General features: G+C 60.5%; 12 protein-coding genes. 4 read left to right on the top strand and 8 right to left on the bottom strand.

The genetic code is table 11. The features are described 5' to 3' along the window. Window positions 1-66: 66 nt before the first annotated feature. The 7 genes from AC1Q6I_RS07555 to amaB all read right to left on the bottom strand — a co-directional run bounded on the left by AC1Q6I_RS07555 (window position 67) and on the right by amaB (window position 8,490). A complete protein-coding gene (locus tag AC1Q6I_RS07555; RefSeq protein ID WP_024073112.1) occupies window positions 67-783 on the bottom strand; it encodes an ABC transporter ATP-binding protein in 717 nt (238 codons plus the stop codon). After that, window positions 780-1,655 (bottom strand): ABC transporter ATP-binding protein, encoded by an 876-nt coding sequence (locus AC1Q6I_RS07560; protein ID WP_024073111.1) that lies wholly within the window; start codon window positions 1,653-1,655, stop codon window positions 780-782. The genes AC1Q6I_RS07555 and AC1Q6I_RS07560 overlap by 4 nt, the downstream gene beginning before the upstream one ends. Continuing rightward, window positions 1,652-2,929, bottom strand: a complete 1,278-nt coding sequence (gene livM / locus AC1Q6I_RS07565; RefSeq protein WP_024073110.1) for a high-affinity branched-chain amino acid ABC transporter permease LivM — start codon at window positions 2,927-2,929, stop codon at window positions 1,652-1,654. Before livM ends, AC1Q6I_RS07560 begins: the two co-directional genes overlap by 4 nt. A 2-nt stretch (window positions 2,930-2,931) precedes the next feature. After that, entirely contained in the window at window positions 2,932-3,846 is a 915-nt protein-coding gene (locus AC1Q6I_RS07570; RefSeq protein WP_024073109.1) for an ABC transporter permease subunit, read from the bottom strand. A 201-nt stretch (window positions 3,847-4,047) separates the two neighbouring features. Then, window positions 4,048-5,184, bottom strand: coding sequence for a branched-chain amino acid ABC transporter substrate-binding protein (locus AC1Q6I_RS07575; protein ID WP_024073108.1), 1,137 nt, complete (start codon window positions 5,182-5,184; stop codon window positions 4,048-4,050). Window positions 5,185-5,558: 374 nt separating this feature from the next. After that, window positions 5,559-6,842 (bottom strand): L-pipecolate oxidase, encoded by a 1,284-nt coding sequence (amaA, locus tag AC1Q6I_RS07580; protein WP_102625423.1) that lies wholly within the window; start codon window positions 6,840-6,842, stop codon window positions 5,559-5,561. 157 nt (window positions 6,843-6,999) lie between these two features. Then, window positions 7,000-8,490 (bottom strand): L-piperidine-6-carboxylate dehydrogenase, encoded by a 1,491-nt coding sequence (amaB, locus tag AC1Q6I_RS07585; RefSeq protein WP_102625425.1) that lies wholly within the window; start codon window positions 8,488-8,490, stop codon window positions 7,000-7,002. Window positions 8,491-8,644: 154 nt separating this feature from the next. Between amaB and AC1Q6I_RS07590 the strand changes: the two genes are divergently transcribed. The 3 genes from AC1Q6I_RS07590 (at window position 8,645) to nadE (ending at window position 11,786) form a co-directional block, all read left to right on the top strand. Beyond that, the gene (locus tag AC1Q6I_RS07590) at window positions 8,645-9,535 is read left to right on the top strand and encodes a LysR family transcriptional regulator (RefSeq protein WP_024073105.1); all 891 of its coding nucleotides are present in this window, start codon (window positions 8,645-8,647) and stop codon (window positions 9,533-9,535) included. 205 nt (window positions 9,536-9,740) lie between these two features. Further along, on the top strand, window positions 9,741-10,955 hold the full coding sequence (pncB, locus tag AC1Q6I_RS07595) for a nicotinate phosphoribosyltransferase (RefSeq protein WP_024073104.1): 1,215 nt from the start codon (window positions 9,741-9,743) through the stop codon (window positions 10,953-10,955). A gap of 3 nt (window positions 10,956-10,958) precedes the next feature. Further along, window positions 10,959-11,786: an NAD(+) synthase gene (gene nadE / locus AC1Q6I_RS07600; protein WP_024073103.1), complete on the top strand. Its 828-nt coding sequence runs from the start codon at window positions 10,959-10,961 to the stop codon at window positions 11,784-11,786. A gap of 124 nt (window positions 11,787-11,910) precedes the next feature. Here the strand turns inward: nadE and azu are convergent, their stop codons facing one another. Beyond that, window positions 11,911-12,357, bottom strand: coding sequence for an azurin (gene azu, locus AC1Q6I_RS07605; RefSeq protein WP_069075154.1), 447 nt, complete (start codon window positions 12,355-12,357; stop codon window positions 11,911-11,913). Between the two features lie 334 nt (window positions 12,358-12,691). Between azu and AC1Q6I_RS07610 the strand changes: the two genes are divergently transcribed. Then, window positions 12,692-12,874, top strand: coding sequence for a hypothetical protein (locus AC1Q6I_RS07610; RefSeq protein WP_024073099.1), 183 nt, complete (start codon window positions 12,692-12,694; stop codon window positions 12,872-12,874). Window positions 12,875-13,049: the final 175 nt, after the last annotated feature.

Consider the following 13,049-nt stretch of genomic DNA (forward strand, 5'->3'; position numbering starts at 1 on the left):
TGCCGACTGATACACCGCCATCGGGGGCAAGCCCCCTCCCACAGGGGGACTGCATTGTTATTTGGATCAGTGGCCGCCGAGGTAGGCGTTGCGCACTTCCTCGTTCACCAGCAGCTCCTTGCCGGTGCCTGTGAGGCGAATCTCGCCGTTCACCATCACATACGCCCGGTCCGACAAACGCAGTGCATGGTTGGCGTTCTGCTCCACCAGGAAGATGGTCATCCCGGTGGAGGCCAGTTCGCGCAGGGTGGAAAAGATCTGCTTCACCACAATCGGCGCCAGGCCCAGGCTCGGTTCATCCAGCAACAGCAACTTGGGACGGCTCATCAGCGCGCGGGCAATGGCGAGCATTTGCTGCTCGCCACCGGACATGGTCATGGCCCTCTGGTTACGCCGCTCCTTGAGCCGCGGGAACAGCTCGAACATGCGCTGCATGTCTTCCTGGGCGAACTTGTCACCGATAGGGATGGTACCCATCAGCAGGTTTTCCTCGACGGTCATGTCGGGGAACACCCGCCGCCCTTCCGGCGACTGCGCAATACCGTTGGAGGCGATGTAGTGGGACGACTTGTGGGTAATGTCGACACCGTTATAGAGAATCTGCCCCGACTCCGCCCGTGGCTGGCCGAAGATCGACATCAGCAGCGTGGATTTACCCGCGCCGTTGGAGCCGATCAGGCTGACGGTCTCGCCTTCGTTGATGTGCAGCGAGACTTTCTTCAGGGCCTGGATCGGGCCGTAGAACACATCCAGGTCCTTCATTTCGAGGATAGGCGCACTCATACCAGCTCCTCTTCGTCAGCACCCAGGTAGGCGGCAATCACTTTCGGGTCGTTGCGGATCGCTTCCGGCCCACCTTCGGCGATCACGTTGCCGTGGTCGAGCACCACGATGTGGTCGGAAATACTCATCACCATGCCCATGTCGTGTTCGATCAGCACCACCGTGAGGTCGTGTTCGTCGCGCAGCAGGCGAATCATCGCGCTGAGGGCTTCGGTTTCCTGGGGGTTGAGGCCCGCCGCGGGCTCGTCGAGGCAGATGATCTGCGGTCGCGTGCACATGGCGCGGGCGATTTCCAGACGGCGCTGCTGGCCATAGGAAAGTTCGCCGGCGAGGCGGTTGGCGCAGTCCACCAGGTCGACTACTTCGAGCCAGTAGAACGCGTGGTCGAGTGCATCGCTTTCGGCCTTGCGGTAGCCCTTGGTGTTGAGGATGCCCGCCAGCATGTTGCGGTTGACCCACATGTGCTGGGCCACCAGCAGGTTTTCCAGCACCGACATTTCCTTGAACAGGCGGATGTTCTGGAACGTGCGGGCCAGGCCGGCACGGTTGACCAGGTGAGTACCGCCGAACATCTTGTAGAACACCCGGCTGAAGAAGCTTTTCGGCGAGACGAAGTCAACGGCCTTGAAGCGCTCGCCGAGCAACTGGATCACGTTGGTCTGCTTGCCGCGTACGTTGAGCTCGATCTTGCCACCGCTGGCTTTGTAGAAGCCGGTGAGGCAGTTGAACACGGTGGTCTTGCCCGCGCCGTTGGGGCCGATCAGGGCGAAGATCGAGTTGCGTTCGACCTTGAGGCTCACATCGCTCAAGGCCTTGATGCCACCGAAGTGCATCATCAGGTGTTCCACGCTGAGGACGATTTCCTTGCTCATGGCGCCACTCCTTTACGTGGGGTCACGCCGGTACGGCTGATGCGGATCAGCCCACGCGGTCGCCAGATCATCATCACCACCATCAACACGCCAAACAGCAGCACGCGGTATTCGGAGAAGCTGCGCAGCAGTTCCGGGGCGACGGTCAATACAAATGCCGCAATCACCACGCCAACCGTCGAGCCCATGCCGCCCAGTACGACGATGGCCAGGATCAGCGCCGACTCGAAGAAGGTGAACGACGACGGGTTGACGAAGCCCTGGTAGCTGGCAAAGAACACCCCGGCCAGGCCGGCAGTGGAAGCGCCAATGGTGAACGCCGAGAGCTTGACCAATACATGGTTCAGGCCCATGGAACGGCAGGCGATCTCATCTTCGCGCAAGGCCTCCCAGGCACGGCCTACAGGCATGCGGGTCAGGCGGTGCTTGATGTACAGCACAGCCAGCACCACCAGGAACAGCACGATGTAGATGAACATGAACTTGATGTTGGGGTTGTAATCGATGCCGAAGAACTCATGGAACGGAATCCCGCCATCCTTCGCCTTGCGCCCGAACTCCAGGCCGAGGAAGGTTGGCGAAGGCACCGGCATACCGTTCGGGCCGCCGGTAAATGACAGCCAGTTGTTCAGCACCAACCGAATGATTTCACCAAAGCCCAGGGTCACAATGGCCAGGTAGTCACCGTGCATTCGCAACACCGGGAATCCGAGTATGCACCCCGCCAGCGCCGCACAGATGGCTGCCAGGGGCAGCACCGTCCAGAAGCCCAGGCCGAGGTACTGGTAGCCCAGCGCCAGGCCGTAGGCACCGATGGCGTAGAACGCCACGTAACCCAGGTCGAGCAAGCCGGCCAGGCCGACCACGATGTTCAGGCCCAGGCCCAGCAACACGTAGATCAACCCGAGGATCACCACGGTCAGCAGGTATTTGTTGGCGAAGATCGGGAACACGATGGCGATCACGATCAACACCGGGATGATCCAGCGCAGCCGCGACTTGTAGTCCGGTGGCAGTACGTGCACGCCGGAGCCACTGCTTTCGAAGCCTTGCAGAATCTTCAGGCCCTTGGGGGTTTGCAGGAACAGGCTGAGGGCAAAGCGGCCGGCCATCACGATGGCGACCAAGGTGGCCACGCGCGCAGGTTCCAGGTTGAAGCTGTAGCCGTCGAGGACCACGCCGACGATCGGACCGAATACGATCAGCGAAATAAGCCCGGCAAGGATCGTATCGACCACACTTTTCTTGATATCGATAGGTTTGGCAGCAGACATGTTTACACCTTCGCCACGAGTGGGCGACCAAGCAGGCCCTGAGGACGGAAAATCAGAATCACCACCAACAGGGAGAAACTGAACACGTCTTTGTAGTCAGAGTTGATCAACCCCGAGAACAACGACTCGGAAATACCCAGGATGATCCCGCCGAGCATGGCCCCAGGCAGGGAACCGATGCCGCCGAGTACCGCTGCGGTAAACGCCTTGATGCCGATGATGAAGCCGGCGTAGAAGTCGAACGTGCCGTAGTTGAGGGTGATCAGCACGCCGGCCAGGGCCGCCATGGCAGCACCGATGATAAACACGTAGGAGATCACGCGGTCGGTGTTGATCCCCAGGATCGAGGCCATCTTGCGGTCTTGCTGGGTGGCGCGGCACATGCGGCCGAGCTTGGTGTACTTGATGATGTAGGTGAGCAACGCCATGCCGGCAAACGCCGCCACGAGGATGAAGATCTTGGTGTACGTGAGCTGGACGAACCCACTGCCGATGTCGACGCGCCAGGCGCCGGCCAGCAGGGTTGGAATGCCTTGTTGTTTCGCACCCTGGGCGATCTGCGCGTAGTTCTGCAGGATCAGGGAGATCCCGATGGCGCTGATCAGCGGTGCCAGTCGGGTGGAGTTGCGCAGCGGTTTGTAGGCGACACGTTCAATGACCCAACCGTAAACGCCAGTGACGACCACGGTGAAGATCAGGGTGCCGAGAATGAGCAGTGGGAAGGATTCGATGCCGAAGTAAGCCAGCAGTGCCAGACTGATCGCCGCGAGGTAAGCGGAAATCATATAAACCTCGCCATGGGCGAAGTTGATCATGCCAATGATGCCATAGACCATTGTGTAGCCGATGGCGATCAGGCCATAGACCGACCCGAGGGTCAGGCCGTTGACCAGTTGCTGCAGGAAAATACCATCCATAACGCAATCTCACGCGGTGAGCACCTGCACACCAGTAGGTGTGCGGCGCTTCTGGAGGAAAAGACAGATCTCGATCAGAACACGGTCCCCCTGTGGGAGGGGGCTTGCCCCCGATTGCGGAGCGTCAGCTGTACATCGGGGGGCTGACACACCGTCATCGGGGGCAAGCCCCCTCCCACATTCGGACGTCGGAGCTATGCCTTACTTCTGCTTTTCCAGCTGGTGGTATTTGCCGTCTTTATCCCACTGGTAAACCACGTAGTCGGAGACTTTCAAGTCGCCCTTCGCGTCCCAGGTCTTCTCGCCCATCACGGTTTTGACCGGGTGCGCTTTCAGCCATTTGGCGGCGTCTTCGCCCTTGTTGGACTTGGCGCCGTTGAAACCGGCGGCCAGGGCCTGCAGCGAGGCGTAGGCGTACAGGGTGTAGCCTTCTGGCTCATAACCGGCCTTGCGGAACTCTTCCACGACGGCCTTGCTGTCTGGCAGCAGGCGCGGGTCGGCACCAAAGGTCATGTACACGCCATCGACGTATTGCGCGCCGCCAGCGGTGGCCACCAGTTCATCGGTCACCACGCCGTCATCGGACATGAACTTGACGTCTTTGAGGCCCGCTTCACGAATCTGGCGGACCAGCGGACCGGCTTCCGGGTGCAGGCCACCGAAGTACACGACGTCGGCGCCCAGGGAGCGGATTTTGGTGACCAGGGCGCTGAAGTCTTTCTCGCCACGGGTCAGGCCCTCTTCCAGCACCGGCTTGACGCCGCGCTTGGTCAACTGGGCGGAGGTGGCGTCGGCCAGGCCTTTGCCGTAGGTGTCCTTGTCGTTGATGACCGCGACTTTCTTGCCCTTGAGCACGTCGACGATGTAATCGCCGGCGACGATGCCTTGCTGGTCGTCACGGCCGCACATACGGAACATGGCGCCCAGGCCGCGTTCGGTCACTTGTGGGTTGGTAGAGCCAGGGGTGATCGCGATGATGCCCGCTTCGTCGTAAACCTCGGAGGCCGGGATGGTGTTCGACGAGCAGAAGTGCCCGACCACGCCAATCACTTTGTCCTGGTCCGCCAGGCGGTTGGCCACGGCCACAGCCTGCTTCGGCTCACACGCATCGTCACCGGCAACCAGCACGACCTTCTCGCCGTTGATACCGCCGGCCTTGTTGATCACCTCGGCTGCCGCCTGGGCACCTTTCATGTACTGCTCACCGAACGACGCGTTGGCGCCGGTCATGGGCCCCGCTACGCCGATCTTCACATCAGCTTGAACAAACGTAGAAACACCCAGTGCCGCTGCAACGGCGAGGGCCAGAAAACCTTTCTTGTAAAACGTCTGGGACATGAGTGGTGCTCCGATATTTTTGATTTTTGGCACGACAACTTGCGTTCAAACCTTTCACTGAAAGCCCTGAGCAAGCCTCGTGCCATTACGTTTTTATTCTTCAAAAAGACACGGTGTCATTGTTATTTCAGATGTTTCGACTCCGCTCGCCAGGACGTGCAACCCTCTAGTATCAAGAGGTGCAACCCTACAGCCAAAAAAGTACAACCCTGGCGGGTCGCACCTGCAACCAAAGCGATAAACGACAGTTCCTACAGCTGTAACCGACTGCGTAACGGAACTGCACATTTACAGTGCGCGACTGCTACGACTTGCACCAATACAGATTAGTAGCCTACTCAGAAAACGCAGGCTTCTGAGCGGTATCTCGCTGATCAGATCACGATCCTCAAGCATTGCCCTGCGTGATACAGCGAGAATCCGGCCTCATAAAGGCAGCTGCGCAGGCCCACCGCGGCCAGTGGTTGCATTGGCGTAAACGGAATCGGCAGGGCCTGGGGATTCTGGTGACACAAATAGTCGGCGAATGCCTTGCCCACCACGCTGCCGGTGGTCACGCCACGCCCGTTGTAGCCCGTTACCGCGACCAGGCCGGGGGCAGGTTCGAACAGGCGCATCAAGTGATCGGGCGTGAACGCGATGCAACCGGTCCAGGTGTATTCCCATTGCACCGATTTGAGGTACGGGAAGTAATGCTGCTGCACCCGATCGGCCCACGCCTTGAGGAACCACGTCGGTTTCTGGTTGCCGTTGCCCAGGCTGCCGAGCAACAGGCGGCCATCGGCATCGCGGCGAATGCTGCTCAAGACCTGGCGTGTGTCCCACGAACCTTGGCCACCGGGGAGGATTTGCTGGGCCGCGGCGTCGGTCAATGGGGCGGAAGCCACCTGATAGTAGTAACCGGGGAAGAAATTGCGCCGCAACTCGGTCCATTCGCCTTCGGTGTAGGCATTGGAGGCGATCACGACTTGTGCAGCCTGCACCGCACCGCTGGCCGTCTGCACCGACCAGTGCGAACCCTGGCGTTCCAGCTGGGTCACCGGGGAATGGTCGAACAATTGCCCGCCCAGCCCGACCGCCGCATTCGCCAAACCACTGGTGTAAGCCATCGGGTTCAAGGTGCCCGCGCGCCGGTCCAGCAAGGCTGCGGCGATTTTTTGGGTGCCGGTGGCCTGCTCGCAGGCCTGGCCGGTGAGCAGCTCGACCGGCGCGCCACGGCGCTTCCATTGTTCTTCACGACTGCGCAGATCCGCTTCGCCACGGGCGTTGTGCGCCATGTGCAAGGTGCCTTCGCGGCGTAATTGGCAATCGATGTTGTATTTGTCGACCAGGCTGAACACCAGGGACGGTGCCGCACCCAGCATGCGGTTGAGCTGGCTGCCCACCGCCTCGCCGAAACCGGCTTCGATCTCGTCCGGGGGAATCCACAGGCCGGCATTGACCAACCCGACGTTGCGCCCCGAACCGCCATGACCGGTGCGATGGGCTTCCAGCACGGCGACGCTTTTACCCTGTTCCAACAAGTGAATGGCCGCGGACAAACCGGTGATCCCGGCACCGATCACGCACACATCCACCTTGACCTCGCCCTTGAGCGCGGCGCGATCCGGCCGGCCGGGGGTGAGGTGTTCCCACAAACATGTTTCGCGCAGTGCCATTGCCAGACTCCGATGAGACCTAACAAACAATTTTTCTTGTTCAACACCATCACTGTAGGAGCGAGCTTGCTCGCGAAAAACGCAAGGACATCGCGCTCACTCAGGTTGCCCGCCTGATCGTTGACGATCTTCGCGAGCAAGCTCGCTCCTACAGAAATCAGTCGAAGGTAATGCCCTGGGCCAATGGCAACTCCAGCGAGTAGTTCACGGTGTTGGTCTGGCGACGCATGTAACCGCGCCACGCATCCGAGCCCGACTCGCGCCCGCCGCCGGTCTCTTTCTCACCGCCAAACGCGCCGCCGATTTCGGCGCCGCTCGGGCCGATGTTGACGTTGGCAATACCGCAGTCACTGCCCACTGCCGACATGAACTGCTCGGCTTCGCGCACATCGGTGGTGAAGATGCACGACGACAAGCCTTGCGGCACCGCGTTGTTCAGGCGCAGGGCTTCGGCAAAGTCGGTGTAGCCGACCACGTAGAGAATCGGTGCGAAGGTCTCGGTGCACACCACGTCGCTCTGCTCGGGCATTTCCACGATCGCTGGCGACACGTAGTAGGCATTCGGGAACTTGTCTTCCAACTGACGCTTACCGCCAAACACCTTGCCGCCTTCACTCAGGGCTTGCTCCAAGGCGTCCTGCATATTGTCGAAGCCGTGCTTGTCGATCAGCGGGCCAATCAGGTTGCCTTCCAGCGGGTGGCCGATGCGCACCTTGGAATAGGCCGCCTTGAGGCGGGTGACAATTTCTTCCTTGACCGACTCGTGGGCAATCAGGCGGCGCAGGGTGGTGCAACGCTGGCCGGCGGTGCCGACGGCGCTGAACAGGATCGCGCGCACGGCCATGTCCAGGTCGGCGCTCGGGCCGAGGATCATTGCGTTGTTACCGCCCAGTTCAAGGATGCTGCGGGCGAAACGCGCGGCGACTTTCGGCGCGACTTCGCGGCCCATGCACGTGCTGCCGGTGGCGCTGATCAGGGCGACACGCGGGTCATCCACCAGTGCGGCACCGGCGTCACGACCACCGATGACCACTTGGCTCAGGTACTGCGGGGCGTCCTTGAAGTTCTTCAGCACGCGCTCGAACAGCGCCTGGCAGGCCAGGGCAGTGAGCGGGGTCTTTTCCGAAGGCTTCCAGATGACGGCGTTGCCGCACACCAGGGCCAGGGTGGTGTTCCACGCCCATACGGCCACCGGGAAGTTGAAAGCACTGATCACGCCGACCACGCCCAACGGGTGCCAGGTTTCACGCATATGGTGGCCGGGGCGCTCAGAGGCGATGGTCAAACCGTACAGCTGGCGCGACAGGCCGACGGCGAAGTCGCAGATATCGATCATTTCCTGCACTTCACCCAAGCCTTCCTGGGTGATCTTGCCGGCTTCCCAGGACACCAGCTCGCCCAGGTCGGCCTTGTATTCACGCAACACGTCGCCGAATTGGCGTACCAGCTCACCACGGCGTGGCGCTGGCACTTTGCGCCAGGCCTCGAATGCATGCTCGGCGCGACTGACCTGTTGCTCCACCTCGGCGGCACCTTCCCAGTGCACGCTGCCGATACGGCTTCCATCAATCGGCGAATGCACGGGCTGTTTACCCGACTGGTACAGCGCCGGGTTTACCCCGAGACGATCAAGCAATGCGGCAACCATGGGTCACTCCTTCAATCTACCAACAAAAAAATTGCGCCGCGGCCCACACGGCGATCCGGACCTTATTTGTAGCTGGCCCAAGACTTGCCAACAAACGACGATTAGGCGAGATATCATTCCGTTTATTCATGCAAAGAATAAAAAGAGGCGTGCCGTGCTGAACAAAAGACATTTGCCCTCGATCACTGCCCTGCAGTGCTTCGAAGCCGCCACCCGCCACCTGAGCTTCACTCGCGCCGCCGAGGAGTTGAACCTCACGCAAAGCGCGGTGAGCAAACAGGTCGCGCAGCTGGAAGAATTACTGCAACACCTGTTGTTTCGCCGGGTGCGCCGTCGCCTGCAGATGACCCCGGCGGGCGACCTGTATCTGGTGGAAGTGCGCAAGATCCTCACCCAGGTGGAGATGTCCACCCATTACCTGCGCTCCTATGGCGGCGAGACCGAAGTGTTACGCGTGTCCACGCCCTACACGTTTGGCGCGCGCTGGCTGGTACCGCGCCTCAAGGGCTGGCGCCTGCGTCACCCACAGATTCACCTGGACCTGTGCAACGAACAGGCGCCGGATGAACTGCTGCAAGGCAAGGCCGACATGGCGTTCTACTTCGGCCAGGGCGCGCGCCCCGGCACGGAGAGCCTGAAGCTGTTCAGCGAAGAACTGATCCCGGTATGCGCCCCGGAGAGCCTGCCCGCGCAGCCGTTCACCGACCCCACGCAACTGAGCAACCTGGTGCTGCTGCAAAACGCCTCGCGGCCCCAAGGCTGGCATGACTGGTTTGCCGACCAGGGCTTCCACACCGAGCACAGCTACCATGGGCCGCGCTTCGATACCTTTTATATGTGCATTCGTGCGGCGCAGGTGGGGTGCGGCGTGGCGCTGCTGCCGCGGTTCCTGGTGGAGGAGGAACTGGCCGAGGGCAAGCTGGTGATCCCTTGGCAGCACGCGATGCCAAGCCAGGATGCGTATTACCTGGCCTACCCCGAGCATTCGGCAGAAGTGCCCAAGGTGCGCGAGTTTGTAAAGTGGATGATGGAGCAGGTTATTTAGTGCCTGAAATCGCGCTATCGGGGGCAAGCCCCCTCCCCACTTGGAGTGCGTTCCTGATGTGGGAGGGGGCTTGCCCCCGATGAGGCCAGTGGCCTGGCCGAAAAAATCACTGGCAAAACCCCACAGGTCTATGCGCCACTAGCCCCCTTCCTTAATTGTGCGTAAAGGTCGTCGCCCATCGCCGACCTGTCTGGAGATTCCCGTTATGAGCGAGAGTGTGTTTGCCGATCGCATCGTGCAGAACTTGCTCGACACCGACTTCTACAAGCTGACCATGATGCAGGCGGTGCTGCACAACTACCCCAATGTGGAAGTTGAATGGGAGTTTCGTTGCCGTAACAGCGAAGACCTGCGCCCGTACCTGGCGGAGATCCGCTACCAGATCGAGCGCCTCGCCGAGCTGAGCCTGAGCCCGGACCAACTGGGTTTCCTGGAACGCATCAGCTTTATGAAGCCGGATTTTTTGCGCTTCCTCGGGCTGTTTCGTTTCAACCTGCGTTATGTGCAGACCGGTATCGAGAACGGCGAGCTGTTTATCCGCCTGCGCGGGCCGTGGCTGCATGTGATCCTGTTTGAAGTGCCGATGCTGGCCATCGTCAGCGAAGTGCGCAACCGCTACCGTTACCAGACCGTGATCCTCGAACAGGCCCGCGAGCAGCTGTACCGCAAGTTCGACTGGTTGACCGCCAACGCCAGCAGCGACGAACTGTCCGAGCTGCAAGTGGCCGACTTCGGCACGCGCCGACGCTTCTCGTACCGCGTGCAGGAAGAAGTGGTCAGCGTGCTCAAGCATGACTTCCCCGGCCGTTTTGTCGGCACCAGCAACGTGCACCTGGCGCGCGAGTTCGATATGAAGCCACTGGGCACCATGGCCCACGAATGGATCATGGCCCACCAGCAACTCGGCCCGCGCCTGATCGACAGCCAGATTGCCGCCCTCGACTGCTGGGTCCGCGAATACCGTGGCCTGCTGGGTATCGCGCTGACCGACTGCATCACCACTGACGCTTTTCTCAGCGATTTCGACTTGTACTTCGCCAAGCTGTTCGACGGCCTGCGCCACGACTCCGGCGACCCGGTGCAATGGGCAGAGAAAGCCATCGCCCACTACCACAAGCTGGGCATCGAGCCGATGAGCAAGACCCTGGTGTTTTCCGACAGCCTGTCGCTGCCCAAGGCCTTGGAGATATTCCGTGCGCTGCGGGGGCGCATTAATGTCAGCTTCGGTATCGGCACCAACCTGACCTGCGATATTCCAGGTGTGGAACCGATGAGCATCGTGCTTAAAATGACCGCGTGCAATGGCCAGCCCGTCGCGAAGATCTCCGATGAAGCGGGCAAGACCCACTGCACCGACCCGAATTTCGTCGCCTATTTGCGTCACGTTTTCAAAGTACCTGCCCTTTCCAGCAAGGAGTGAATCATGCAAGCCGTACAGCGTGAGATTGCACAGCAGCTCAAGGTCCAAGCGCCGTTCAAAGACCAGGCCGCCCTTGAGGCCGAGGTCGCCCGACGCGTGGCCTTTATCCAGGACTGCCTGCGCAATGCCGGGCTCAAGACATTGGTGCTGGGCATCAGCGGTGGCGTCGACTCCCTGACCGCTGGCCTGTTGGCCCAGCGTGCGATGCAGGAACTGCGTTCCAGCACGGGTGACGAGGCCTACCGTTTTATCGCCGTGCGCCTGCCCTACGAAACCCAGTTCGATGAAATCGACGCCCAGGCGGCGGTGGACTTTATCGAACCGGACGAACGCCACACCGTGAACATCGGCCCGGCGGTGAAATCCCTGGCCAATGAAGTGGCGGCGTTTGAAGGCAAGGCGGCGGTGTCCCGCGATTTCGTGCTCGGCAACACCAAGGCGCGCATGCGCATGGTGGCGCAGTACACCATCGCCGGCGCGGCCGGTGGCCTGGTGATCGGCACCGACCATGCGGCGGAAGCGGTGATGGGCTTTTTCACCAAGTTCGGCGATGGCGCCTGCGACCTGGCACCGTTGAGCGGGTTGGTGAAAAACCAGGTACGCGCGATCGCACGGCACTTTGGGGCGCCGGAGTCGTTGGTGGAGAAGGTGCCGACGGCGGACCTGGAAGACCTGTCGCCAGGCAAGCCAGACGAAGCGTCACATGGCGTGACTTACGCCGAGATCGATGCGTTCCTGCACGGGGAGCCGGTGCGGGAAGAGGCGTTCAGGATTATCTGCGATACGTACCGCAAGACTGAGCACAAGCGGGTGATGCCGTTTGCGCCGTGAGGTGAGCCAGAGAGCGTTGTATTGAGGGTCAGGCAGCCATCGGGGGCAAGCCCCCTCCCACACTTGATTTGTGAACACATTCAAATGTGGGAGGGGCTTGCCCCCGATGAACGATAACGCGGTCTTACTTGACGACCACAGTGCCTTTCATCATCGAGATGTGGCCTGGGAACGAGCAGAAGAACGCATAGTCAGTGCCCGCTTTCAGCTTGGACACATCGAAGCTCACCGAATCTTTCTCGCCAGCACCAATGACTTTGGTGTGGGCGATGATGCGTTCGTCGCCTTCTTTCAGGTAGTTTTTGTCGAGGCCGGCGGCCATGCCATCGGTCGCGACCGGCTGCATGTCGGCGGCGCTGGTCAGCACCCAGTTATGGCCCATGACGTTTTTCGGCAAGCTGCCGGAGTGAGTCAACTCTACGGTGAACGTCTTGCAGCTCTTGTCGATCGTGATTTCCTTGGTGTCGTAGGACATCTGATCGGTGGAGTCGACGGTGACCTTGCACTCTGCAGCAAGCAACTGGCCACTGGCCAGAGTCAGCAGGGAAACAGCAACGAGTTTGGCAAACATGTGGATCTCCAAGGCAGGGTTTAAAAAACGCGTAGTGCGACAAGGGTGCCTGAACCAGGCATAAAGGCTTATGACCTGAATCAACAAATTGTATACAACTTTAGGCTATCAGACCTATCGACACAATCAACCAGCCAAAGTGTCACACGCGCCCTATGATCGCCCCATCCCCCTTATGGAGCGCCAGCCATGCATCTCAATCAACTGTTCAATGGCCTGTTGGCCGCGTACGCCTGCGGTAAGTGAGGGCCAAGCGCGCCGCTAAGCTGCTACCATAGCGACCCAAGGCAGCTGCGCGCCGCCCACCCTCACCTTCGACCTTAGAGGATCGCCCATGGCCAAACCTAATTACTCCTTCGCCAAACGTCAGAGAGACTTGGCCAAGGAACAGAAGAAAGAGGAAAAGCTGCAACGCAAGAAAGCCGCTGTCGATGAAGAAGCGGGCGCACTGAATCCGGACGCGGAAAGCGAAGTGGCAGCAGACGAGACTGAAACGCCGAAAGACCCGGCTGAATAATTTCCGTTGCTGTGCGGGCTTGTTGTGGCGAGCGGGCTTGCCCCGCGTTGGGCTGCGCAGCAGCCCCAGAACCAGCCGCCGAGGAGTGCCTGATACTCCGCATTCCGATTGATTGGGGCTGCTTCGCAGCCCAACGCGGGGCAAGCCCGCTAGCCACAACTCGCTACAACAAGCC

The sequence above is a fragment of the Pseudomonas sp. MPR-R2A5 genome, from assembly GCF_058793055.1.

What these genes read in the sequence shown, in the direction of transcription:
- AC1Q6I_RS07555 (WP_024073112.1), bottom strand. Translation starts at nt 783, where the DNA reads ATGAGTGCGCCTATCCTCGAAATGAAGGACCTGGATGTGTTCTACGGC.
- AC1Q6I_RS07560 (WP_024073111.1), bottom strand. Translation starts at nt 1,655, where the DNA reads ATGAGCAAGGAAATCGTCCTCAGCGTGGAACACCTGATGATGCACTTC.
- livM (WP_024073110.1), bottom strand. Translation starts at nt 2,929, where the DNA reads ATGTCTGCTGCCAAACCTATCGATATCAAGAAAAGTGTGGTCGATACG.
- AC1Q6I_RS07570 (WP_024073109.1), bottom strand. Translation starts at nt 3,846, where the DNA reads ATGGATGGTATTTTCCTGCAGCAACTGGTCAACGGCCTGACCCTCGGG.
- AC1Q6I_RS07575 (WP_024073108.1), bottom strand. Translation starts at nt 5,184, where the DNA reads ATGTCCCAGACGTTTTACAAGAAAGGTTTTCTGGCCCTCGCCGTTGCA.
- amaA (WP_102625423.1), bottom strand. Translation starts at nt 6,842, where the DNA reads ATGGCACTGCGCGAAACATGTTTGTGGGAACACCTCACCCCCGGCCGG.
- amaB (WP_102625425.1), bottom strand. Translation starts at nt 8,490, where the DNA reads ATGGTTGCCGCATTGCTTGATCGTCTCGGGGTAAACCCGGCGCTGTAC.
- pncB (WP_024073104.1), top strand. Translation starts at nt 9,741, where the DNA reads ATGAGCGAGAGTGTGTTTGCCGATCGCATCGTGCAGAACTTGCTCGAC.
- nadE (WP_024073103.1), top strand. Translation starts at nt 10,959, where the DNA reads ATGCAAGCCGTACAGCGTGAGATTGCACAGCAGCTCAAGGTCCAAGCG.
- azu (WP_069075154.1), bottom strand. Translation starts at nt 12,357, where the DNA reads ATGTTTGCCAAACTCGTTGCTGTTTCCCTGCTGACTCTGGCCAGTGGC.
- AC1Q6I_RS07610 (WP_024073099.1), top strand. Translation starts at nt 12,692, where the DNA reads ATGGCCAAACCTAATTACTCCTTCGCCAAACGTCAGAGAGACTTGGCC.